We start from the raw sequence: 25215 nt of genomic DNA on the forward strand, positions 1-25215 counted from the left end.
CGGGCTTGTTCAGGTGAAATTTCAAAGCCAATCGAAACAATTTCAAAAGCTTTAAAAGGCAAAATACGGTAAACTGAGCGCAGTTTTTATTTATTCTTTTCCGGTCTCTCTATTTTATGAATACCTCTTCACGTTTAAGCAATTATTGGGTCACCTGTGCCGATGGTCTGGAAACCTTATTAGAAGAAGAAATCAAAGGTTTAGGTGTTCAGGATATTGAACGTTTCCCGGGTCGTCTGACCTTTAAAGGTACACTGGAAAATGCGTACCGCATCTGTATGTGGTCGCGTCTGGCTTCACGTGTCCTGATGCCAATCCACACACATGAAATTGAATTCTCCCATGATGCGCGTGATGTGGCTGAAGAGCTTTATGAAGGTGCAATCAGCTTTGACTGGTCACTAATTTTTGCACCACAAAGTACCTTCGCAATTCGTCTGCATGTCGAACGTGATATCAAAGTCAATACCCAATTTGCCACTTTGCGTGCTAAAGATGGTGTCGTAGATTCTTTTATGGAAGCCGTAGGCAAACGTCCAAGCATTGACACCAAACAGCCAGAAATCACTATGTATATTCTGGCTGGTAAAAAAGCTCATACCTACTGCCTGGACCTTTCTGGTGATTCGCTGCATAAACGTGGCTATCGTCGCTTTATGACTGAAGCACCAATCAAGGAAAACCTGGCAGCGGCGATCCTGCAAAAAGGCGGCCTGAAAGACATCAACCCGGATATTGTGGTTGATCCTATGTGTGGTTCAGGGACGTTTATTATTGAATCACTGATGATTCTGACTGATCGTGCCCCAGGTCTGGTGCGTCGTTTCGGATTTAATGGCTGGAATGGTCATGACCATGAATTATGGATGGGTATTAAAGCTGAAGCGGCTGAGCGTCATAAAGCTGCGCTAGAGAACCCATTACCAAAATTCTATGCTTTTGATGCCGACTGGGAAGCGGTGAAAGCCACTAAACAGAATATTATTGCTGCAGGTTTTGAATCAGCCCTCGACCAGATCAAGATCGAAGAGCGTACTTTAAATGATTGGCCAGATTTCCAGGCGGAAGGCAAAAAAGTCTTCTTCGTCACCAACCCGCCGTACGGTGAGCGTCTGGGTGATAAGGCATCTAACCGTGCCTTGTATCTGGGTCTGTCTAATCTGCTGCAAAAGAATTTCCCCAATCAAAAAGCAGCAGTGATTGCGTCACAAGTTGAACAGGCGGATGTCTTGGCGTTCAATGATCCGCAAATTCTACGCCTGATGAACGGTAAATTACCGATCTATATCCGTTTCGGTACAGTTAAACCGGCTGCAGTGGTACGTCCATTCCTGGAAAGCTGGCAACCACAGCAATTCGAGCCAATCGAAGGTGCTATGGAATTTGCCAACCGTCTGACCAAGAATATGCAAACTCTGAAAAAATGGGCGGTGAAAGAAAATATTCACTGTCTACGTTTGTATGATGCAGACTTACCTGATTTTAATATCGCAGTAGACCTGTATGGTGAGCGTCTGCACATTCAGGAATATGCCCCACCGAAAAAAATTGATCCTGAAAAAGCTAAAAAACGTTTTAACCTGGCTTTGCAGGCGATTCGTGCTGTGACGGGTTTAGGTCGTGATGCGATCTTTATCAAAACCCGTGCCCGTCAGGAAGGCAAAAACCAGTACACCAAACAAAGTACGGCGTCTAAACGTTTTATCGTGCAGGAAGGTCAGGCCAAGATTCTGGTCAACCTAACCGATTATCTGGATACCGGTCTGTTCCTGGATCACCGTCAAATGCGTTTACGTATTGCTAAAGAGGCCAAAGGTAAGCATTTCCTGAATCTGTATAGCTATACCTCTACGGCAAGTTTACATGCTGCACTGGGTGGTGCAGCAAGTACGACGAGTGTGGATTTGTCCAATACCTATTTGAACTGGTCAAAAGAAAACTTCGTCTTGAACGGCCTGACTGTAGATCATGCTGATGAGCAACATCAGTTCTTTGCATCTGACTGTTTTGAGTGGCTGAAAGAAGGTCATGAGCAATATGAACTGATCTTTATCGATCCACCAACATTCTCTAACTCGAAGAAATTCTACGGTACTTTTGACGTACAACGTGACCATTTGTCTTTGATTAAACGTGCTATGAACCGTTTAACCACTGAAGGTACACTCTACTTCTCAAATAATTATCGTGGCTTTGAAATGGATGCAGAAATCTTGGCATTCTTTGATGTGGAAGAAATCACCCATGAAACCATCGGTCCTGATTTCAAGCGTAATCAGAAGATTCACCGTGCATGGAAAATCACCCATCCAAAAATGTAATTTGATAATGAATTAATTTCTTTCATCAGGATTTACACCCTCTTTCTTTTTCTCGCAGAGGGAGAAAAAGAAAAGTGGTGCGATGGAAGAAGTAAGTACAATAAAGAAAAACCCAGCCTAGGCTGGGTTTTTCTTTTCCGATCAGTTTAGATTAGTTGAGCTTCATTTTCTCGAAGACCAGTTCACCATTTTCAGCGCTAACCACAATGGTATCGCCCGGATTGAATTTTCCTTCAAGAATGTTTTGCGCCAGGCCATTTTCTATACGTTGCTGAATCGCACGTTTCAATGGTCGCGCACCATATAGAGGATCAAAGCCTACATCGATCAACTGGTCAAAAGCACTGTCTTCCACGGATAAGCGCAAGTCGCGCTCTGCCAGACGTTGACGTAAACGGTTCAACTGGATATCAGCAATACCACGAATCTGGGCTTTTTCCAGTGAATGGAACACCACAATCTCATCGATACGATTAATAAACTCAGGACGGAAGTGTTCCGACACTGCATTCATCACTACACTACGTACCTCATCTCGGGTCGCACCACCACCCAGTTCACGCACATCACTTGAACCTAGGTTAGAAGTCATCACGATCACGGTATTTTTAAAGTCCACCACACGGCCTTGTGAATCCGTTAAGCGGCCATCATCCAGAACCTGTAATAAAATATTAAATACATCCGGATGTGCTTTCTCAACTTCATCAAACAGCACCACGCTATAGGGTTTACGACGTACCGCTTCAGTCAGCACTCCACCTTCTTCATAACCGACATAACCCGGAGGCGCACCAACCAGACGGCTGACAGAATGTTTTTCCATAAATTCCGACATGTCGATACGGATCATTGCATCATCGCTGTCAAACAGGAAGTTCGCCAAAGCTTTGGTCAACTCAGTCTTACCCACCCCGGTTGGACCTAAGAACAGGAATGAACCACTTGGACGGTTTGGATCAGACAATCCGGCACGAGAACGACGGACTGCATTCGACACTGCCACGACAGCTTCTTCCTGACCGACGACACGTTTATGCAGGAATTCTTCCATATGTAGCAGTTTGTCACGCTCACCTTGCAGCATTTTTGCCACTGGAATACCAGTTGCAGCACTGACCACTTCAGCAATCTCATTGTCAGTGACTTTGTCACGCAATAGTTTTGGCGCTTCACTTTCTTCAGCTGCTTCAATACGTTCCAGTTGCTTCTGTAACTCAGGAATCACGCCATACTGATAACGTGCCGCTTCTGCCAGATCACCCTCACGCTGCGCTTTTTCTAGCGCAATACGGGCTTGATCTAGTTTCACCTGAATGTCTTTATTGCCCGCAACCAGCGCTTTGTCTGCACGCCAGATTTCTTCCAGCTCGCTATACTCTTTCTCAACTGTAGCAATCTGATCTTCCAGATATTTCACTTCAGACTTGGCACCCGAATCCTCATCTTTTTTCACCGCTTCCAGCTGCATTTTCAGCTGAATTAAACGGCGTTCCAGTTTATCCAAAGCTTCTGGCTTAGAGTCCAGCTCCATTTTGATACGAGATGCTGCTTCATCAATCAGGTCAATCGCTTTGTCTGGTAACTGACGGTCAGTGATGTAGCGATGTGACATTTTCGCCGCAGCGATAATCGCAGAATCCAGAATCTGTACACCATGGTGAGTCGCATAGCGGTCTTTCAGACCACGCAAAATTGCAATGGTATCTTCTACACTTGGTTCATCCACCAATACTTTCTGGAAACGACGTTCCAAGGCTGCATCTTTTTCGATGTACTGGCGGTATTCATCCAGGGTCGTTGCACCCACACAACGCAGCTCACCACGTGCCAATGCTGGTTTCAGCATATTACCGGCATCCATGGCACCATCGCCCTTACCTGCGCCCACCAGGGTATGCAGCTCGTCGATGAATAGAATAATTTCGCCTTCATGTTTGGCCAGGTCTTTCAGAACAGCTTTTAGACGTTCTTCAAATTCGCCACGGTATTTGGCACCAGCCAGCAATGAACCTAAATCCAGTGACAGAACGCGTTTACCTTTCAGACCTTCTGGAACTTCACCATTCACTATACGCTGTGCCAGACCTTCTACAATCGCAGTTTTACCGACACCAGGCTCACCGATTAGTACCGGGTTATTTTTGGTACGGCGTGACAAGACCTGAATGGTACGGCGAATTTCATCATCACGACCAATCACTGGATCCAGCTTGCCTTGTAATGCGCGTTCAGTCAGGTCAATGGTGTATTTATTTAAAGAGTCACGCTGATCTTCATGATTATTGCTCATGACTTTTTCATTGCCTCGAATTTGATGAATGACTTGTTTTAAGGTCTCGGCTTTAACCCCTACTTCACTTAAAAGTGATTTGGTTTTGCCTGTTTCCGCTAATGCTAACAATACCCAGTCAGTAGAAAGGAATTCATCCCCTGCTTTTTGGGCAAAACTGTCTGCCAGATGCAGAACTTTCGCTGCTTCAGGACTAAGGTTAATATCACCGGTGGACTGGCTTAAAGTCGGTGCATTACTCAGCGCAGTTTGCAGTTTAGCTTGCAAATCACGTAAGTTCGCACCTGCCTGTTGCAGCAGACTGATATTGGATGACTCATCTAATAAAGTTGCCAGAATGTGAATACCGTCGATAGAAGCATGGTCCTTACCCATTGCCAAGGATTGTGCATCTGAAAGGGTTTGCTGCAGGCGATTTGTAAATTTTTCAAAGCGCATTATTGTTCTTCCTCACAACAAATTTTTAACTTAATTCATATATGGGAGCACGCACATAAATTTCAAATAAATTTATATATATTTTTCAAAAACTTAAAATAAATATCAGGCAGTCTTCAATAATAATATTGGTATAGTCAAATCATATTTCAAGTGAACAAAGAAGAATTTTTATTCAGCCACAAACTTAATCATGTGAAATAAAAAAAGCCTTTATCAATAAAGGCTTTTCCGGAATAAATTATAAAAATTATGGTGCCGGATTCGGCTGCTGACGATGAATCGCTTCAATGCCTTTCAGTACTTGCTCAGACAGGTTGACTTCAAAAGCCTGAATATTTTCTTTTAGCTGATCCAAGTTTGTTGCACCAATAATCGTGCTGGTTACAAAGAACTGCTGCTTAATAAATGCCAATGCCAATTGAGTCAGGGTCAGACCATGCTGCTCTGCCAGTTGTGCATATTGCTCCACCGCCCATTCACTTTCCGGATTGCTATAACGGCTAAAACGCGAGAATAAGGTGACACGAGCCTTGGCTGGACGTGCGCCATTGCGGAATTTACCCGTCAGATATCCGAATGCCAGTGGTGAATATGCTAGCAAGCCAACACCTTCGTATTTGGCAATTTCTGACATACCGATTTCATAAGTACGATTCAGCAGGTTATATGGATTCTGGACGCTGACAAATTTTGATAATCCCAGTTTCTCGGCCAGATGCAGGAACTTCATCGTCCCCCATGGGGTCTTATTCGACAGACCGATATAACGGATACGGCCATTTTTAATTTCATATTGCAAGGCAGTCAGGGTTTCTTCGAGATCCGTCACTGCGCGGTCTTCAGCCGCTTCAGCATTGCCATAACCGAGTTTACCAAAGAAATTCGTTGGGCGTTGCGGCCAGTGCAACTGGTATAAGTCGATATAATCGGTTTGCAGACGTGACAATGACTGGTCTATGGCCGCTGAAATTTCATCTGCCCCAAAACGGGTCTGTCCATCACGGATATGACTACCACCTTGTGATGGACCAGCGATTTTGGATGCTAAAAACAGTTTGTCACGACCGCCACGTGATGCAATCCAGTTCCCGATAATGCGTTCTGTCGCACCTTGGGTTTCCGGTTTTGGCGGTACCGGGTACATTTCTGCGGTATCCCAGAAATACAGTCCTTGATCCAGTGCATAATCGAGCTGCTCAAAAGCTTCTTCCTGGGTATTTTGTTCACCAAAGGTCATGGTACCTAAACAGATTTCTGGAAGTAAAATGCCGGTATCTGCAAGTGGTTTGAATTGCATGAATAATTCCCTGTCTATTCTAGGTTTGACTTATCATAATAAAGTACACCTAGAGTATAGAAGGAAAGCGACGGGCTGAAATCATCTTTTCTAAGAAGTTTGTTCTTATTTGTGATGTTGGATTTTCCGCAGCTATAAAAAAAGCAAACCCGAAGGTTTGCCCTTTTCTCAAAATTGCAGCTTATTCTTCTGAATCATCTTCAGTCGGTACTTCGTTCTGTTCAAGTGAGGCATCAAAGATCAGAATTGCTTTACCATCTGTTTCGATCATGCCTTGCTCTTCAAGGGTTTTCAGTACACGACCGACCATTTCACGAGAACAACCTACAATACGGCCAATTTCCTGACGGGTAATACGGATCTGACGGCCATTTGGTAAGATCATCGCTTCAGGCTGAGCTGAAAGATCAATCAGACAACGTGCGATACGACCAGAAACATCAATAAATGCCAGGTCAGTTACTTTACGTGTCGTATTCTTCAGACGGCGAACCAGTTGGGCAAAGACCGCATAACTCAAGTCAGGATATTGTTTGCTCAGTTCATGGAAGTTTTCGTAGCTAATCTCTGCAATTTCACAAACGTCACGCGTACGCACTTCTGCAGTACGTTGTGGATTTGCTTCGAATAAGCCCATTTCCCCAAAAAAGTCACCCGCGTTCAAATATGCCACGACAATTTCACGCTCATCATCTTCACGAAGAATGATCGATACAGACCCCTTCAGAATCAAATATAAAGATTTAGATTCTGTTCCTGCATCAACGATCGTTGTACGTTTTGGGTAACGGTTGATATATGCACGTTTTAATAATGCCTTCACGGATTCTGGCAATTGTCCCGGAGAAAGTGCATCTGTGCTTAATTGTGAAAAGTTTGAAGTCATGCTAGCAGTTCCAAATAAGGATAATTTTTAGATCGCACAAGACCTAATGTGAACTTGTCACACAGTGGGAATGAAATTCCTTATCAACCCAATTTATGTTAGTGTACAGTTACTTCGTAAATTTATAGCTTTTTTTAGGTAGTTGCAATGCAAACAAGCGTTCATTGGTTAGAGAATGTTGCTTTTGAAGCAAAAACGCAAAGTGGTCACAGTATCGTCATGGACGGATCGCCAGAATACGGTGGTGAGAACCGTGGTCCTCGCCCAATGGAACTTCTATTAACCGGTTTGGGTGGTTGTGCTTCGTTTGATATTGTCACCATTTTAAAGAAAGCGCGTCAGGACATTACTGATGTTCGCTGTGAACTCAATGCAGAACGTGCCGACGCGATTCCTGCAGTATTTACGAAGATTCACCTGCATTTTGTGGTGACAGGTAAAGGCATTAAAGAGAAACAAGTGGCTAAGGCTGTCGAGCTTTCTGCCGAAAAATACTGCTCAGCCAGCAAAATGCTGTCTGATGGCGGTGTGGAAATTACGCACGATTTTGAAATTCTTGAAGCTGAATAATCTGGCTGATCTAGTTATAAAAGCGGTCCCTCAGACCGCTTTCTCTTTATCTGTTCTTTGATATCAGACCAACACCATTTAGACAGATTGAGAGGTCGAATAAGTCGAACCATCCTCAAAAATCACCTGCTTTTCAGGCCATCTAAGAGCCGCTAATTTGCTTGAAAATTCTCGTTGCTGCTGCCGATCCAGATAGCGTTTCCCGACTGAATAATCCACACAGAACACATTTTGCTTATGCCCAAACCACTGTAGCGGATCAATCTGCTGAAACAGGCCAGCTTTCACTTCAGCCAAGTCAAATTTACGCCAGTAATGACCAATAATGACGGGAATATCCTCCTGATAATCCTCCCACCAAGGCAGACGGTCTTTCATACGCCATTTGCCGCCGGCATAAATGGGCTTATCTGTCATATATTCGGCACCAGAGGTCAATACTTTGATTGGATTATACATCTGCTCAATCCATTCCTTTTGTGCCAGATATTTCAGCCAGGGAATATCGCTATTCGGATCGGTGAGCGCTTCACGAAACTGCTCTGCTTCTTGGCATGCCTGTTCTGTAATACCTGCATCATTAATGTGTTGCTGGGTCTGCTGGACAAAATGTTCATAGGCTTCAAGTAAATGCAGCTTGTCCAGTGCTTTTAGTTGTTGAATGGAGTGTGTATCCCAGCAGGCATGCACAACCCGAATTTGATCTGATTCCAGTGCAATGGGCAAAGTTTGCAAAAATTGTAGAATCCACTGCTGGTCTTCTGGCGTAGCAGATACAGAGTAAAAAGATTTATGGTCATCCATATGGGGTGAGCCAAAATACCAGCCATTGCCTTCACGATAGGATTGATTTAGCAGGTTCAGCTCATGGTTACCCAGCACACAGTAGGCATGGCCCCGCTCCATTAGAATCTTCACTTGCTGAATTACCGCGACGCTGTTTTGCCCACGGTCACAAAGATCACCCACAAAGATCAGCTTACGCTGTTCTGGATGCTCACCTTTAAGATTATAGCCCATGACATGTAAGAGACTGTTTAAGGCGTCGATCTCACCATGAATATCACCCACAATGTCGAACCGATCTCCCTGAATAGGCTGGATGAACTGATATGACATTCAGACACCTCCTCGACATTTGAGTCCTGCAATTACTCAGCCTGAGTATTAATCTAATTCTTTCAATATATTCATTATATTGTCTATACCTTTAATCGGGTGTTCAAGCTAATTTTTTGGGGTGTTCAAAACGAATCATCTTCTTATTTATATGAAATGGCTGTTTATTCATTTCACCTATAGCTCTAAAGGCTGATGCTTCGACAATAAAGCATCCCTTTAGTTTTCATCATGGTAAATAAAAACCGGTGCCTAAGCACCGGTTTTTATTTCAGTTCACTAAGCTAATAGTCAGTGCAGCTTCTAATTAAGCCTGTAGTGATTCAATGATCTGGTTCAATGTCGCACTTGGACGCATTACAGCATTTACTTTCGCAGGATCAACTGCGTAGTAACCACCGATGTCTACAGTTTTACCTTGAACAGTATTCAGTTCTTCAACGATTTTCGCTTCGTTTTCAGCCAAAGCTTGTGCGATAGGCGCGAATTTCGCTTTCAATTCTGCATCTTGATCTTGTGTAGCAAGCTCTTCAGCCCAGAATTTAGCCAGGTAGAAGTGGCTACCACGGTTGTCTAACTCGCCAGTACGACGTGATGGAGACTTGTCATTGTCAAGCAATTTACCAGTCGCAGCATCAAGTGTGTTTGCAAGTAGTTTCGCACGTGGATTATTTTCTTTAATACCCATTTCTTCTAGAGAAACAGCAAGTGCCAGGAACTCGCCTAAAGAATCCCAACGTAAGTGGTTTTCTTCTACCAGCTGTTGTACATGCTTAGGTGCAGAACCGCCCGCACCAGTTTCGTACATGCCGCCACCCGCCATTAATGGCACGATAGAAAGCATTTTCGCAGAAGTACCCAGTTCCATGATTGGGAACAAGTCAGTCAGGTAGTCACGCAGGATGTTACCAGTTACTGAAATAGTATCCAGGCCACGAGCAACACGTTCAAGCGTATAACGCATCGCACGTACTTGAGACATAATCTGGATGTCTAGACCGTCAGTATCATGATCTTTCAAATAAGTTTGAACTTTCTTGATCAGTTCGTTTTCGTGTGGACGGTACGGGTCAAGCCAGAAGATTGCAGGCATGCCAGAGTTACGTGCACGCGTTACAGCAAGTTTTACCCAGTCGCGGATCGGTGCGTCTTTCACCTGACACATACGCCAGATATCGCCTTCTTCCACGTTTTGAGACATCAACACTTCACCTGTTTCAAGGTCGGTGATGTTCGCAATACCTGCTTCAGGAATTTCGAAAGTCTTGTCGTGTGAACCGTATTCTTCAGCTTTTTGCGCCATCAAACCAACGTTAGGTACAGTACCCATTGTACGTGGATCGAAGTTACCATTCCATTTACAGAAATTGATCATTTCCTGGTAAATACGCGCGAAAGTAGACTCAGGCATTACCGCTTTACAGTCGTAAGGTTTGCCGTCAGCACCCCACATTTTGCCACCACCACGAATCATTGCAGGCATAGAAGCATCTACAATTACGTCGTTTGGAGAATGGAAGTTAGTGATACCTTTCGCAGAATCAACCATTGCAAGCGCTGGACGGTGTTCTTGACAAGCGTGTAAGTCACGGATGATTTCTTCACGTAAAGAAGTGGGAAGTGTTTCAATCTTCTCGTAAAGGCCAGCCATACCGTTGTTTACGTTAATGCCTAGCTCATCAAACAGTTTACCGTGTTTCTCAAACGCTTCTTTGTAGTAAATGCGCACACAGTGGCCGAATACAATCGGGTGTGACACTTTCATCATGGTCGCTTTAACGTGTAGAGAGAACAGGATGCCTGCTTCTTTACAGTCATCTAATTCTTTTTCATAGAAGTCACAAAGCGCTTTTTTGCTCATGAACATGGAGTCGATGATTTCGCCGTCTTGAAGCGCAACTTTTGGCTTAAGAACAATGGTTTCACCAGACTTAGTGATCAATTCCATTTTCACGTTACGTGCGCGGTCTAAAGTCATCGACTTTTCACCGTGGTAGAAGTCACCTTCGTCCATATGTGAAACGTGAGTTTGTGACCACTGTTTCCACTCGCTCATAGAGTGCGGGTGTTTTTTCGCGTAGTTTTTAACTGCAGTTGGGGCACGGCGGTCAGAGTTACCTTCACGTAATACCGGGTTTACAGCAGAACCGAGGCATTTACCGAAACGTGCTTTAAGTGCTTTTTCTTCTTCAGTAGTTGGGTTTTCTGGATAATCAGGAATTGCATAGCCCTTAGACTGAAGCTCTTTAATACATGCTGTTAACTGAGCTACAGAAGCACTGATATTAGGTAGTTTAATAATATTTGTGCTTGGATCTTGTGTAAGACGGCCTAGCTCAGCAAGGTTGTCAGCTACTTTCTGTTCTTCAGTCAGGTAGTCTGAGAATTCTGCGAGCACGCGTGCTGCAACAGAGATGTCAGTTTTGACAATCTCAACGCCAGCAGGCTTAGTAAAGGTCTCAATGATCGGCAGTAGCGAGTAGGTCGCCAACAATGGCGCCTCGTCGGTCAGTGTGTAAATGATTGTTGACTTTCCACCAGCCATATATAGCCCCTTGCGTTTGATAGAGTTTTGAGGATCAAGCTTTTGACTCAGACCCTGTGAACCGATATGTTTGCATTAAACCTTGAGAGTATCGTATCTCCTTGCTTTACAGTCAACGAAATATCATTTCAAGTTGTGATTTTGCTGAAAAATTATACAATTTGTTGCAATTTTCTATTGATTATAATCCAATCAATTTCCTTATCTTTCATATACAAAAAATCTATTATTCTTATTCTGCCTATTTTTAAAGAATATTTAGCAGTTTTTCTAATATATAGTTTTTTTAGAGCTGATAAGTTCTAATGAATCCTTAGGTTTACTCAGGTTATTCACCGTATAGAAAATAGCTTTTTTATAAATACCTTTACTTTAAAAAGCCAAATAGACTATTCATCATCATCATCATTTTTAGCCCTATTTCAGGGCAATCAAAGTTTTTAACTATTAAAAGAGACAAAAAAACGATGAACAGATTTGTTCAGTGTTGGACTTAATGACAGACTACTTGAAACATCTTGGTCAATTTAAACAAAATCTGAATATGGTAGTGAAAATGATGATTTTACCGTTTTTAATTTTATTCTGATTATAGTGTTTTAGATGAATAAATCGGCAAATTTAAGCTAAAAAATATACTTTTTTATTTATGAGTAATCTACTCCAGGATTGTAATTTTGAGATGTGCATAAGGGGTGTTGCTCTACTTTTAACACAATAAATTATTGTAGATATTTGTTATAAAAAAGCCTTCAGCTATAAAACTGAAGGCGGAAAGAAGTCACGTAAAAGAAAGTCATTTAGATAGCAAATTAAAGTAATTCAATTAAAGTTAATATAGTTAGCTATCAGTACACATCCTAGCGATCATGTTCTGATGGACGTGGTTTGATTCAATATTAAAGAGCAACAGGCCTTGTTGTTTATTGCTCTTTTCTAGATTTATGAACCAGTATTAATGCTTAGGTTATTTTCCAATCCTGTCTTTTATTTAATGCCCTTTATAGCGTCCCGGTCGATGATTAATCGCCAGAAAACTTCCCATGATCACTGCTGCCAGAATTGACCAAAGCACTTTATCAAATGGCACAATCCAGAGTGCAAGTAGCACCACAATACAGTCAATTACCATCTGTACATTGCCTGCTTTCATACCCCACTTTTCCTGTGCATATAGGGAAATGATGGTTGCACCACCGAGACTGGATTTATGTCGGGCCAAGAACAGCACACCGGTTCCCATCAGAAAGCCACCTGCAATCGCGGCAAAAGCTGGATGCAAATAATCAATATGCAAATACCGAGGTGCAATAAAGGTAATCAGTGAGAGTAAAGCGACAGAAATAAAAGTCTTAAGCGTAAATTCCCTGCCAATATATTTCCAGGCGAACCAGTAAAAAGGGATATTGATCACAAAATAGATTAGACTGAAAGACCAGCCTGTGGCGTAATGCAGCACAAAGGCAAGCCCTGCAGTACTGCCGGTCAATAAGCCCGCCTGAGCAAACATGGTCATACAGATACTGACAAACAGAGAACCTGAGAATAAGGCCTGTAGGTCTTCAAACGCAGTATGTTTTCTGGTCTCCTGCGGTGCAGGATGACGCGTCGGGTAAATCACCCGAGGATTAGATTGAATTGCCATATACGCTAACCTTTAAAACTCTTTTTCGCTTGTGGCGAAGCTGAGGGTTTAATTTAGGCTCTGCACTTCTGGCACAGAACCTGACGGTATGTTGTTATTGCAATTTGCTTGCCAGCAACAGGCACCAAAAACTGATTTTTATATAAAATTTATCATTCTTTATGTCATAAGATATTTGGCACTAGACTTAGATTAATACATTGATCTGTCCAGGAGAAAAAGAAATTGTGAACTAATGCTTCTAAACAAGGATTAATATTTATAAAGCACTTATTAGGATTATTAGCGAGTCATTAAAACCACTTACATCGGCAACAATTTTTTAAATCAGCCGAGCTATAAATACAACAGACTTGGGAGGTTCAGTTTTTATAATAGAAAGAACATCCAATAACGTGATTCATGAAGAAGTAGGTAAACTCTTATGGCAAATCCAGATGAAAACAAAGAACTTGAGGAAGCATTGAACGAAGAATTTCCTGAGGAGGAATTAGACCCGCAAGAAAAGCAGGATCGGGAAATTCAACGTGGTCAATTAGGTGTAGATAAAGATCCCCAAGTTAAACGCGACCAGATCCGTCAAAGACATGAGGATGAAGAAGATGAGAATCCCTAGCTAATTATTTTTATGGTATTACAGGCCTTTAGCATTATATTTGGCTTGAACTACCCTACCCCCTGCAAAATCCTGAAAATACAGGTCTGTCCCTCTGCTTTGGATACTTTTTGAAAAACTAATCTTATTAGAACATGAGCGACATGATCAAAATCAGAATAGTCTAGGGCGTGTCCTCATTTGAAGAATTGGTTTTAAATACTTAAAATCCTCCTTTTAGTTATTTTTATTTCTATATTTTCAATGGCACGTACTCTTCTTACCGATGATATCTGGCAGCAAATTCAAGATACTATGCGATTACATGGTTGCTACCGTTCAAAGAATAGTAGAAATATCATGGAAGCGATCTTATGGAAACTGCATACAGGCGCCACATGGCGTGATATTCCTCAAGAATTTTGTCCTTGGCAAACTGCTTATAATCGTTTTAATCGTTGGGCAAGCAAGGGATTGTGGAATAAATTTTTTTTAGATTACGAGGCGTCTTGGATCAAGAATGGGTATTCATTGACGGAAGCTACATACGCGTGCATCAACATGCAAGTGGAGCTCGGCATGGTTTCGAAAGAGCAATTGGACAATCACGTGGTGGACGAACAACAAAAATACATCTTGCAACCGACGCGAATGGATTACCGATTGATTTTAAAATCACTGGGGGTGGCGTCCACGACAGTCAAGTTGCAAAACAACTGATTGATACTGTAGGCGAGGCAACTTATCTCATTGCTGATAAGGGGTATGATGCTGAGCACATTAGAATATATGCCCAGAACAAGGATATGATTCCCATCATTCCAATGAGATCAAATAGTAAAAGATCGAATAAGGATTTTGATAAATATCTATATAAATTAAGACATTTAGTTGAAAATGTGTTTGCGAGATTGAAGCATTTCCGAGCGATTGCAACCCGATTTGATAAGCTTGCACGAAATTACTAGTCTATGATTTACATTACTTGCATGTTTATTTGGTGTAAATCCAAATGAGGACACGCCCTAATGGCATCGCCTTTAAGGTATAGCTCGGCAGTTCCGGTCCTTTCCATCAGCGAAAAAGTACAAAACCCACGATTAGGATCAGCAATATAACAATCAGAATTTTATAGCGGGCAGCACGAACATGGACATCTCCGAGGATTTTTAACTGCATATTCAATTAAAAAGGTATAGACGTATTTAGTTGTTTCGTAATCTTTAATTTATAACAAGTTTTTATGATGATTTCATATACCAGTTTATTCAACATTCTTTAATAGTTTCAATTAAACTGTAAAATTATTCCTTTTGAATCCGCCTAGATTCATTTTTGTATCAGATGTTATAAATCAAGAAAATATTACTCATGAAGATCATCGGCTTAGCTACTCAAAAAAGAGTTTATAAGCATATTACTTATAAACCCTTGCGCCTAGATCCTGTGATCTGATCACCTATTAAAATGTAACCCGCTCATATCGACGATATTCAGGCTTCCAGAAATTCGCTTCAATTGCTTCTTTCAACGTTTCTATAGTTGCCTGAGGTGCCACCCCATCTTGTATTGCTGCTTGCGCAACTCTTAATGCAATCACCTTGGAAATCTGCTGAATCTGATCCAATTCAGGCAACAAATCCGCTTTCGGATCTTTCAATTTCGGTGAGCATTCAGCTAATGCATTGCTTGAGGCCATTAACATATTATTGGTCACGCGCTTCGCTCCAGATGCAATTACACCTAATCCAATCCCAGGGAAAATATAGGAATTATTACATTGCGAAATGTTATAAATCTCCCCCTGATAATTGACGGGTGTAAATGGACTACCTGTGGCAATTAATGCTTTCCCATCTGTCCACTGGATAATATCTGAAGGAACCGCTTCCACTTTGGAAGTTGGATTAGACAATGGGAAAATAATCGGATGCTCACAGTGCTCAGCCATCGCTGTAATGACATCTTTACTGAATAAGCCCGGCTGTCCAGATACACCAATAAGAACTGTAGGTTTCGCAAATTTCACTACATCAAGTAATGAAATCGTACTTTCCGCATCTGCCCATTTGGCGATATTTTTTGGATCCTGAGCTAATTTTCGCTGGAAATCTAAAAGATTTGGCTGATTTTCAGTAATCAGACCAAAACGATCTACCATGAAAACACGTTTACGTGCCTGAGCATCTGTTAATCCTTCCGCCACCATCTGGGCAACAATCTGCTCCGCAATACCACATCCTGCAGAACCTGCTCCGAGGAAAGCTACGGTTTGGTCTTTCAGTTGTTTATTAGAAGCATGTGATGCTGCAATCAGGCTACCCACTGCAACTGCAGCCGTCCCTTGAATATCATCATTGAAACAGCATGCTTGATCACGATATTTTTCTAATAGTGGCATCGCATGATGTTGAGCAAAATCTTCAAATTGAATCAGGACATTTGGCCATCTTTTTTGAACGGCATGAATGACCTGATCAACAAAATTGAAATACTCATCGCCACTAATACGCGGTTTACGCCAGCCCATATAGATCGGATCATTTAAGAGCTGTTGATTATTGGTTCCTACATCCAGCGTAATTGGCAATGTATAAGCCGGACTGATTCCCCCACATGCAGTATATAAGGCTAATTTTCCAATCGGAATGCCCATTCCTCCGATCCCTTGATCACCCAAACCTAAAATCCGCTCACCATCTGTAATCACCACGACTTTGACATTTCTACGATTAACGTTATGTAAAATCTGATCAATGCTCTTACGGTCAGCATAGGAAATAAATATCCCACGATGCCGGCGATAGATATCTGAAAAGCGCTGACATGCCTCGCCTACCGTTGGGGTATAAATGATGGGCATCATTTCACTTAAATGATTTTCAATTAAATGATAAAACAGCGTTTCATTGGTATCCTGAATGTTACGCAGGTAGATGTGCTTATTAATATCATCATTAAAAGAACAGTATTGCTGATAAGAACGCTGACTTTGTTCTTCAATAGACTCAATGACATGCGGGATAAGCCCATGTAAATTAAAACTCTTTCTTTCTTCTTCGGTAAAAGCAGAACCTTTGTTTAGAAGAGGCAGCTCAAGTAACGTATATCCTGCGTATGGCACATAAAGAGGACGTTTCTCTATCTGATTTTTAGTCACTTTACTTAACTCACTTCTGGACTTTGACATAACTCTCTAAAAATAGCTAAATAGTTCTATATTTTTATCTTATCGCTATTTCTAATATTTTAGATATTTTAATAATTAATACCAATAAGATGAGTATTTAGTAAATTAATGTCTTACAAAAAATATCAGCAAACAAATTATTTTTTTGCGAATATTTTAAAAGATTTTATGCTTTTCATTTTAAAATTAGAAAATATTATAAAAGGCACAAACTTATAAAGCAATAAAATCAATCATATATATCAACTTAACGAGTTAAAAACAGATTCAAATCAAATAGAAATTTTTCACCAATGGTTATATATTAACCAGTTCTATTTTTAATGCATTATTATGCTAAATTTCCTATATTCTTATATTTTTACGTTAAATTTATAAATTCGCCTTAATTAAATAGAGAGCAATTATTATTTTTTAAGAAAATATTAAAAAACAGGAAATTATAATTAAGGATGAAATAAGTTATTGTTTCTAATAAGCAAGGAATTAGTAATAATTTATAATTTGTTGAAGATTTTATCTAAAAAATAATCTATAAAAAACCTAATGCTTAGAGAGGAAATAGCAAAATCAGAATAATAAAAGAAGAATTTATATATGACTAAATTAGATTATATAAAAAGGCTTAAAATAAAAAATGTTATAGTATTTAGAAGTTTTAAAATTTTGGTAGGTATATCCAGACTCGAACTGGAGACCTCTACGATGTCAACGTAGCGCTCTAACCAACTGAGCTATACACCTAGAATGCTACGCATATTATAAATTTTTGAATCCTAAGACAAGTTTTTTCCTTTATTTTTCAGTGTAGATGCACAATTTTTAAGCAAGTATCTGAATTTATTAATATCCTTTTGGTCAGGCTTATAAGCTGAAAATTGATTTCTCTCATAGATTTGTATAGCTTCATAAAAAGACGCAACCTGATCTGAGCTTAAGGAAGCTGATATTCGAAGCATCCACTGTTTAAATGTTTCAGCCGGTTGCTTACGCAGCTGAATAGGCAGGGAACGATTAAGCTGCTCTATGGCTAGCTCGAATGGTGAATTCTGTCTTCGCTTTTGAATATAAATCCATAAGAAATAAGATGCGATCAAAGATGCAATACCTATTATAAGTATCCACACAGCTGCATAAGCAGAGTTTAAACCAAGTTTAGACATCCAGCTGCGTTGTGAATCTGCATTATAACCTACCACCTTACTTTGCCACTGATAACTGGCATAGTCACTCCAGATCCTCAACTTGGTCATCAACTGATATTGCTGTGTTGTCCATGTTCTACCCTCACCTAAAACTGCTGAATTTTCAGACATCAAGTTTTGCATACCATTATCAATACGTTGTGGAGCAATAATGGCAGTAGGATCAATCCGCTGCCATTGCTGGTTCACCCAGACTTCAGTCCAGGCATGCGCATCCATCTGGCGTACTTCCCAACTCTTGCCATCAGGTGCGAGTGAACCACCTTGATACCCCGTGACCACACGTGCTGGTATTCCTGCATAACGCATCAGCATGACAAAACTGGAGGCATAATGTTCACAGAAACCACGGCGCGCATTAAATAGAAATTCATCCACCCGGTTTTGGCCTAATGTTCCTGGGGTTAAGGTATATACAAAATTATTCTCTCGATACCAGTTCAACACATTTTGGATATAGCGCTGTTGACTACCCTCGCTCTGTTTAACTAAATTTGCTGCCAGTGCCTGAGTTTGAGAATCATATTGAGCAGGGGTTCGGGTATTCATATATTGCAGATAGTTAGTATTTAAATTAGGCTGCTCTACTTCTGTTCCTACCCAGCGTAGCCGAACAGGTTCCACGCGCTGAGTTAAACGGCGCGGCACAATCCCCCAATCATAACGGTTATAATAACGACGCTCTAAAGGGACTGATTTCTCCAATCCCATCACCCAGAGTACGGATGGATCTGAAGCCAGATACTGATAATCCCAGCCCGATGCCAATGAGGCAGAATCATTCTGTTGGCGGATTTGTGGCTGCTGATTGACTGCACTACTGGTCCAGGTTTGACCATCATATTCATCTAATACCAAGGCACGCCAGTATAATTCTGCACGCGGAGGTAGCTTGCTTACATCGCCTATAATTCGGAACGCTAATGCACTCGACTGAGATAACTGTGCAATATCCCCCGGAGACATCCTGTCACTAATTCCGGTGACCCCTTTATTTTCAGGAATGGGGACATGCCACATCGGTGGCAAACGTGGAAAAAAGATAAAGAGTAAAATAAAAAATGGCAGTGCATAGAGTACAAATTTGCCGACATGTTTAACATCTTGTTTTAATGCGTTCTCCTGAGCCTGTAGATCCTGCTCAAATTCACCTACCTGAATACGATATAAGCCAATGAGACAGCTTAGTAAGCACAGAAGAATCCCAAAAGCCATGATAAAAGACTGGCTATACAGGAAAGTACTTGCCGCCACAAACAGGGCAAAGTTAAATAAAATAATCAGGTCACGTTTAGTACGGGTTTCAAAAGCCTTGGCAAATAAGAAAGTGGAGAGCACGGCAACACCTGCATCTACACCCAAAAAACTTTGATGCGTAAAATAAATAACTGCAAGTGCTACGACTGTCAGCAACAGGGTCCATTTTTTAGGAAAAGTCTTTTGCTTTCTCAGATTCAGCCAGAGCAATACCAGCATCAGGGCAAAGATGATGCTGAGTCCTGCAGGCAAATAACTCACCTGTACAGCCAGAATTAAACTGAGGCTGAGCAAAATGGCTGTGCGGATATTTGCATTCATCATGTCTATCTTCTTAAGCCTGTGCCAATAAAAGTTTGGCCTGATGCATCTGTTCAGCGCCATAACCTGAAGCCAGTTCTGCATGGGGCAAATGCAGGCTATAGGCTAATTGCTGTTGTTCACATTGTTCGATCAGCCCCATCATCCATTCCAGCTTTTCTTCATGCGAAGGGCTTGGCATATGTGCATAATGAATCTCTATACTGTGCTGGTTCTGATATTGTTCAAAGACCTTAATATACAAACCCTGCCCACGCGCTACCTGTTTCCAGGAAACAGCCTGCAATGATTCCCCTGCCTGATAACTTCGTAGTTCTCGAAACTCATCCATTTCTGGCTCAAAACTTGGCAAATGCTGCTTATTTTCAGCAGTTGAATACTGAGCTTTCGGTGCTACCCAGGCAAAGCGCTGGTGATAAAGATAGGTCCAAGCTCTTACCAGTCCAAAAGGATAGACTGAATATATTTGAATGGCCGGATAGACAAATTTTCCACGCTGTTCAACATAAAAGGAAAGGCTAAACTTTTGCCTGGTCTGATTGACCAATACCTTATAAAGCTGTTCACCTGCCTGAATATACAGATATCGTGATTGTGCGACCGTTTGCTGAAAATGGAAATGCAGATTCAGGTCGTGTCCCACCTGCCCGACTTCATCCGTAAGCAGCTCGATACTTAACCCATGCAATTGTTTAAAAGTCAGATAAAAACTGATACACAGCACGGCACTGATCAGAAAGCAAAAACCTAGAATCAGGTTATTGGCATAATTTACACCTGCAATAAAGGTGATGAAAATGAGTACCAGATACAGATAGCCCTGCTGATAGATAAAGACCAGCACATCACGTTGTGAGAGCTGTTTTTGCTGTGCAAACTGAAAACGTTTACTTAACCAGGTCTGCCAAAACTTTCCCAAGATCTGGCTCCTAGCTTATCGCCACTTGCTGCATGAGATTTAAGGTTTCTGCCTCACTCAACCCTAAACGATGCGAAGCCACTGCCACAAACACAGCCTGTACATCATCCGGTGTGACGAAAGCACGATTTTCAATCAAAGCATGTGCCTGAGCTGCCCGCTTTAATGCCAATAAGCCACGTGTTGATAATCCATAACGGTTTTTTCGGGTTTCTTCAGCTAGATCCAGCAAGTATTCCTGTATGGGTTCGCTGATATAGATCTGATTAACCAGTCGCTGTAGCTCTAAAATCTGCTCTTCATAGAATACATGGGCCAAGGTGGCAATTAGGGCAAAGCGGGATTCTTGCTGCAATAACAGTTTTTCTGCATGTCGGGATGGATAACCTAAAGATAAACGCATCAAGAACCGATCTAGCTGGGATTCTGGCAAAGCATACGTTCCGCTCTGGAATAATGGATTCTGTGTTGCAATCACCCAAAATGGTTTAGGCAAGGCATAACGTACTCCATCGACTGTCGCATAACCTTCTTCCATCGCTTCCAGCAAAGCACTTTGGGTTTTGGGGCTGCAACGGTTAATTTCATCCGCCAAAAGAATCTGGGTAAAGATTGGACCCTGCTTAAACTCAAATTGATGTTCTTTCTGATTAAACATGTTGATGCCAATTACATCGCTGGCAAGCATGTCATTGGTAAACTGAATCCGTTGAAACTTTAAGCCGGCAAGATGAGACAGACTGCTTGCCAATGTGGTTTTACCTAAACCCGGTAAATCCTCAAACAGAACGTGTCCACCAGCAATCAGGCAACACAATGCCAGTCGGGTTTGTGCCTGTTTATCCAGCACAATTGCATTAATTTCTTTAAGGAATTTTTCAATACTGGGAGCATAGCTGGCAATCTGCTGTTCAAGCTGAGTATTTATGTGCGCTATATCATGATTTGCTTTTTGCTTTATGCCCCACATCACAAATTTTCTCATTAAAATAGATACTTGTGATTAACATACACTGAATTTAAACCACACTAAAGACCAATAATATATCTTTACACTGAGTCACTTACCTAATCATCAGAAATATCCAATAAAAACGGTTTATTTAAATATTTTAATCTTGCCTATTAACTTCTCTAAAGTTAGAAGCTGCTTAAAATATATTCCAATCCTTCAGTAAAGATAAATTACCTCAAACTATCTAATTGGGTTTCTATACATTTCCAAAGTCACGAAACGAATTTATCATTCTCATTTTTACAGGTATAAAAGCCATATCTTAAAAGTATATTTTTAAGCTATTTGTATAAAGTTTAAACTTGATGATAAATATAAATCAGCGCATAGACTTGTATAACCATCTAATATCTTATCTTTCTAGATTTTGTAAAATGTAAAAAAAGCGCCCCGAAAGGCGCTCTTTTTATTGATTCATTAACATGGACATTTTTTCATGCCACCGCCAGCAGAGGGATAACGTGCATCCACACAATGACGATAGAAAGTTTTGGCATCCATCGCTTCCAAATCTGGATGATGTTTTTTCATATGTTCCAGATAGGTCTGATAATCCGGTACTCCAACCATCAAACGGAAACTCTGCTGCAAACGTTGCCACAGCGTCGCGATACGTGACCAGTTTTTCGGATTCAGGATTAAATCCTTTTGCGACATGACGGTCATTTTAATGATCTTGTAGATCACCGCTTTTCCGCCTTTGGCAAATTTCAGATTCATACCAGTCTCCTTAGTGATGTGCTGTAGGTTTGATCTCAGCAGGATCACGATAAATCGCTTCAGCTTCATGTACAGTTGGTTCCGGATTTGCCAAAGCACGGCGAATCACACCAATTGCAGCAAACAGCATGACGAAAGCAACAATCATAAAGAAAGCACATAGACCCGCATTGATCTGATTCGACAATGCCACTGTGTGCATCTCAGCCACGGTTTTTGCTGGTGCCAGAATTTCATTATTGGCAATTGCCGTGTTAAAACGGTCAGCTTGCGCAAGGAAACCGATCTTCGGATTTTCATGGAAAATCTTCTGCCAGCCCGCAGTCATTGAGGTAATGAACAGGAATACAGTTGGAATAATCGTCACCCAAACGTATTTCTGTTTTTTCATTTTGAACAGAATCACAGTACCCAGAATGAGTGCCATTGCAGCCAGAATCTGGTTACCGATACCAAACAGTGGCCATAAGCTGTTAATCCCACCGAGTGGATCGACAACGCCTTGATAAACGAAGAAGCCCCAGCCTGCAACTGCAACCGCAGTACCCAACAGGTTTCCGAAGAAGTTATGAGATTGTTTTACTGCAGGAATCACGATACCCACGGTATCCTGCACCATAAAGCGACAGGCACGAGTACCGGCATCAACAGCAGTCAGGATGAATAATGCTTCAAACAGAATCGCAAAGTGATACCAGAATGCCATCATTTCACGGCTATTGAAGATTTCGGTAATGATATGCGCCATACCAATCGCGAAAGTCGGTGCACCACCAGTACGCGACAGAATCGAGTTTTCACCGACTTCCTGTGCCAGCAAAGTCAAGGCTTCAGGGGTTACTACGAAACCAAGGGTTCGTACTGCTTCTGCTGCACTTTCTGCCGTAGTACCAAGTAATGCGATTGGCGAGTTAATCGCGAAGTAAATGCCTGGATCCAGAATCGCAGCACAGATCAAGGCCATGATCGCCACAAAAGATTCCATTAACATACCGCCATAACCGATCATACGGATATCGCGTTCGTTGTTGACCAGCTTTGGTGTGGTTCCTGATGAAACCAGTGCATGGAAACCGGAAATCGCACCACAGGCAATGGTAATAAACAGGAATGGGAACATTGAACCTGCAAATACAGGACCAGTACCATCAATAAATTTGGTAATTGCTGGCAGTTTCATTTCTGGCATCGCGAACAGAATACCAATCGCCAGACCCGCAATCACGCCAATTTTCAGGAAGGTAGATAAGTAATCACGCGGTGCAAGTAACAACCATACCGGCAATACAGAAGCAATGAAACCGTAGATAATCAATGCCCAAGTCAGTTCAGTACCTGACAAGGTAAAGAATGGACCCCAGTATGGGTGTTGAGCAATATTTTCACCGTAGATAATGCCGAACATCATCAACACGAAACCAATAATGGAGACTTCTGCGATTCGTCCTGGACGGATAAAGCGCATGTAAATACCCATAAATATTGCAATCGGAATCGTCGCAGCAATACTGAATACACCCCATGGGCTGTTGGTTAAGGCTTTGACAACGACTAGCGCCAATACCGCCAGGATGATAATCATCACGCCTAAGGCACCGAGCATGACAATAATACCTGCAAAAGTACCTAGTTCCTGTTTTGCCATTTCACCCAGTGAACGACCGTCACGACGAGTTGAAATAAACAGTACCAGAAAATCCTGAACTGCACCGGCAAGTACCACACCGACTAATAACCAAATAGTCCCGGGTAAATAACCCATCTGTGCTGCAAGGATTGGACCGACTAAAGGGCCCGCACCGGCAATCGCAGCAAAATGGTGACCGAATAACACGCTTTTATTGGTCGGCACATAATCCAGACCATCACTCAAACGATGGGCAGGTGTTAAACGGCGTGCATTCAGTTCAAAAACTTTATTGGCAATAAATAAACTGTAGAAACGGTAAGCGATGCTGTACACACAGGCTGCGGCCAGTACCAGCCAGACTGCATTCACATGCTCACCACGACTGAGTGCAAGTATCCCGAAGGAGACTGCCCCGACTATGGCTACCAGGAGCCAGATGATTTTCGAAGTCATGCTCGACTTCTGTTGTAAAGTTTCCATTCAATCCCTCATATCTGTTGCATTTAAATCAGCGTGATTCTTTTTGTTCGAGGTACTGCTGTTTTCCCTTGCGACTTTACTCCTGTTCTTTTTTGTTGCCTCTAAGACTTTGGCATAAAAAAGGGGATGATTTTCATCATCCCCTTTGATAATAGTCTATTTTCAGACCATTATGCACGTTCTAGGTATTCACCTGTACGCGTATCAACACGAACTTTATCTTCTTGCTGAACAAATAATGGAACACGTACTACCGCACCTGTTTCCAGTTTCGCTGGCTTACCGCCACCGCCCGAAGTATCACCACGTACACCTGGATCAGTCTCAACGATTTGCAATACCACAAAGTTTGGTGCATTCACTGTTAAAGGAACGCCATTCCAAAGCATGATGGTACATTTTTCATTAGAGTCATCTTTTAACCATTTTGCTGCATCGCCCATCGCGATTTTATCTGCTGCAATCTGTTCAAAAGATACTGGATCCATGAAGTTCCACATTTCGCCATCGTTGTACAAGTATTCCATTTCTACTTCTACGATGTCAGCAGCTTCTAGTGAGTCACCAGACTTAAATGTTTTCTCTAACACTTTACCTGATTTAAGGTTACGTAATTTTACGCGGTTGAAGGCTTGGCCTTTACCTGGTTTTACGTATTCGTTTTCCATGATTGAACATGGGTTACCATCAAGCATAACCTTAAGGCCTGACTTGAAATCATTCGTAGAATAATAGGCCATGACTGGCGCACTCCAAACTTACTAAC

General features: G+C 41.7%; 17 protein-coding genes and 1 tRNA gene. 4 read left to right on the top strand and 14 right to left on the bottom strand.

Annotation, left to right across the window (positions count from 1 at the left end):
- Positions 1-116: 116 nt before the first annotated feature.
- Entirely contained in the window at positions 117-2321 is a 2205-nt protein-coding gene (rlmKL, locus tag BK820_RS06920; protein WP_004812296.1) for a bifunctional 23S rRNA (guanine(2069)-N(7))-methyltransferase RlmK/23S rRNA (guanine(2445)-N(2))-methyltransferase RlmL, read from the top strand.
- Positions 2322-2472: 151 nt separating this feature from the next.
- On the opposite strand, the gene clpB is transcribed toward rlmKL, so the two are convergent.
- The 3 genes from clpB to crp form a co-directional block, all read right to left on the bottom strand.
- Positions 2473-5052: an ATP-dependent chaperone ClpB gene (clpB, locus tag BK820_RS06925; protein ID WP_004812293.1), complete on the bottom strand. Its 2580-nt coding sequence runs from the start codon at positions 5050-5052 to the stop codon at positions 2473-2475.
- A gap of 250 nt (positions 5053-5302) precedes the next feature.
- Positions 5303-6352: an NADP(H)-dependent aldo-keto reductase gene (locus BK820_RS06930; protein WP_071320497.1), complete on the bottom strand. Its 1050-nt coding sequence runs from the start codon at positions 6350-6352 to the stop codon at positions 5303-5305.
- A 181-nt stretch (positions 6353-6533) separates the two neighbouring features.
- Positions 6534-7238 carry a cAMP-activated global transcriptional regulator CRP gene (crp, locus tag BK820_RS06935; RefSeq protein WP_004812290.1) on the bottom strand — a complete coding sequence of 235 codons (705 nt, stop codon included), beginning with the start codon at positions 7236-7238 and terminating at the stop codon, positions 6534-6536.
- A gap of 147 nt (positions 7239-7385) precedes the next feature.
- Between crp and BK820_RS06940 the strand changes: the two genes are divergently transcribed.
- Entirely contained in the window at positions 7386-7808 is a 423-nt protein-coding gene (locus BK820_RS06940; RefSeq protein ID WP_071320498.1) for an OsmC family protein, read from the top strand.
- A 78-nt stretch (positions 7809-7886) separates the two neighbouring features.
- Here BK820_RS06940 and BK820_RS06945 read toward each other — a convergent pair whose 3' ends face one another.
- The 3 genes from BK820_RS06945 to BK820_RS06955 form a co-directional block, all read right to left on the bottom strand.
- On the bottom strand, positions 7887-8927 hold the full coding sequence (locus tag BK820_RS06945) for a metallophosphoesterase (protein WP_071320499.1): 1041 nt from the start codon (positions 8925-8927) through the stop codon (positions 7887-7889).
- 307 nt (positions 8928-9234) lie between these two features.
- Entirely contained in the window at positions 9235-11472 is a 2238-nt protein-coding gene (locus tag BK820_RS06950; protein WP_004894125.1) for an NADP-dependent isocitrate dehydrogenase, read from the bottom strand.
- A 991-nt stretch (positions 11473-12463) separates the two neighbouring features.
- Positions 12464-13117, bottom strand: coding sequence for a YitT family protein (locus BK820_RS06955; protein ID WP_071320500.1), 654 nt, complete (start codon positions 13115-13117; stop codon positions 12464-12466).
- A gap of 424 nt (positions 13118-13541) precedes the next feature.
- Here BK820_RS06955 and BK820_RS06960 point away from each other — a divergent pair, with 424 nt between their 5' ends.
- A complete protein-coding gene (locus BK820_RS06960) occupies positions 13542-13733 on the top strand; it encodes a hypothetical protein (RefSeq protein WP_004812280.1) in 192 nt (63 codons plus the stop codon).
- Between the two features lie 243 nt (positions 13734-13976).
- A protein-coding gene (locus BK820_RS15080; protein WP_410469123.1) for an IS5 family transposase occupies positions 13977-14680 on the top strand; the annotation gives its coding sequence in 2 pieces (ribosomal slippage) (positions 13977-14205 and positions 14205-14680; 705 coding nt in all).
- Positions 14681-15174: 494 nt separating this feature from the next.
- On the opposite strand, the gene BK820_RS06970 is transcribed toward BK820_RS15080, so the two are convergent.
- The 8 genes from BK820_RS06970 to efp form a co-directional block, all read right to left on the bottom strand.
- The gene (locus tag BK820_RS06970) at positions 15175-16902 is read right to left on the bottom strand and encodes an NAD-dependent malic enzyme (protein WP_071320501.1); all 1728 of its coding nucleotides are present in this window, start codon (positions 16900-16902) and stop codon (positions 15175-15177) included.
- 667 nt (positions 16903-17569) lie between these two features.
- Positions 17570-17646, bottom strand: a tRNA-Val gene (locus BK820_RS06975).
- 32 nt (positions 17647-17678) lie between these two features.
- A complete protein-coding gene (locus tag BK820_RS06980) occupies positions 17679-19688 on the bottom strand; it encodes a transglutaminase TgpA family protein (RefSeq protein WP_071320502.1) in 2010 nt (669 codons plus the stop codon).
- Positions 19689-19698: 10 nt separating this feature from the next.
- The gene (locus tag BK820_RS06985; RefSeq protein WP_071320503.1) at positions 19699-20604 is read right to left on the bottom strand and encodes a DUF58 domain-containing protein; all 906 of its coding nucleotides are present in this window, start codon (positions 20602-20604) and stop codon (positions 19699-19701) included.
- Positions 20605-20614: 10 nt separating this feature from the next.
- Positions 20615-21574: an AAA family ATPase gene (locus BK820_RS06990; protein WP_071320504.1), complete on the bottom strand. Its 960-nt coding sequence runs from the start codon at positions 21572-21574 to the stop codon at positions 20615-20617.
- 462 nt (positions 21575-22036) lie between these two features.
- Positions 22037-22339 (bottom strand): YbdD/YjiX family protein, encoded by a 303-nt coding sequence (locus tag BK820_RS06995; protein WP_004810433.1) that lies wholly within the window; start codon positions 22337-22339, stop codon positions 22037-22039.
- Between the two features lie 10 nt (positions 22340-22349).
- Positions 22350-24449 (bottom strand): carbon starvation CstA family protein, encoded by a 2100-nt coding sequence (locus tag BK820_RS07000; protein WP_071320505.1) that lies wholly within the window; start codon positions 24447-24449, stop codon positions 22350-22352.
- 170 nt (positions 24450-24619) lie between these two features.
- Entirely contained in the window at positions 24620-25189 is a 570-nt protein-coding gene (gene efp / locus BK820_RS07005; RefSeq protein ID WP_004810438.1) for an elongation factor P, read from the bottom strand.
- Between the last annotated feature and the right edge of the window lie 26 nt (positions 25190-25215).

It is taken from the genome of Acinetobacter sp. LCT-H3 (assembly GCF_001866125.1).
In the GTDB taxonomy this organism is placed as follows: Bacteria; Pseudomonadota; Gammaproteobacteria; order Pseudomonadales; family Moraxellaceae; genus Acinetobacter; species Acinetobacter schindleri.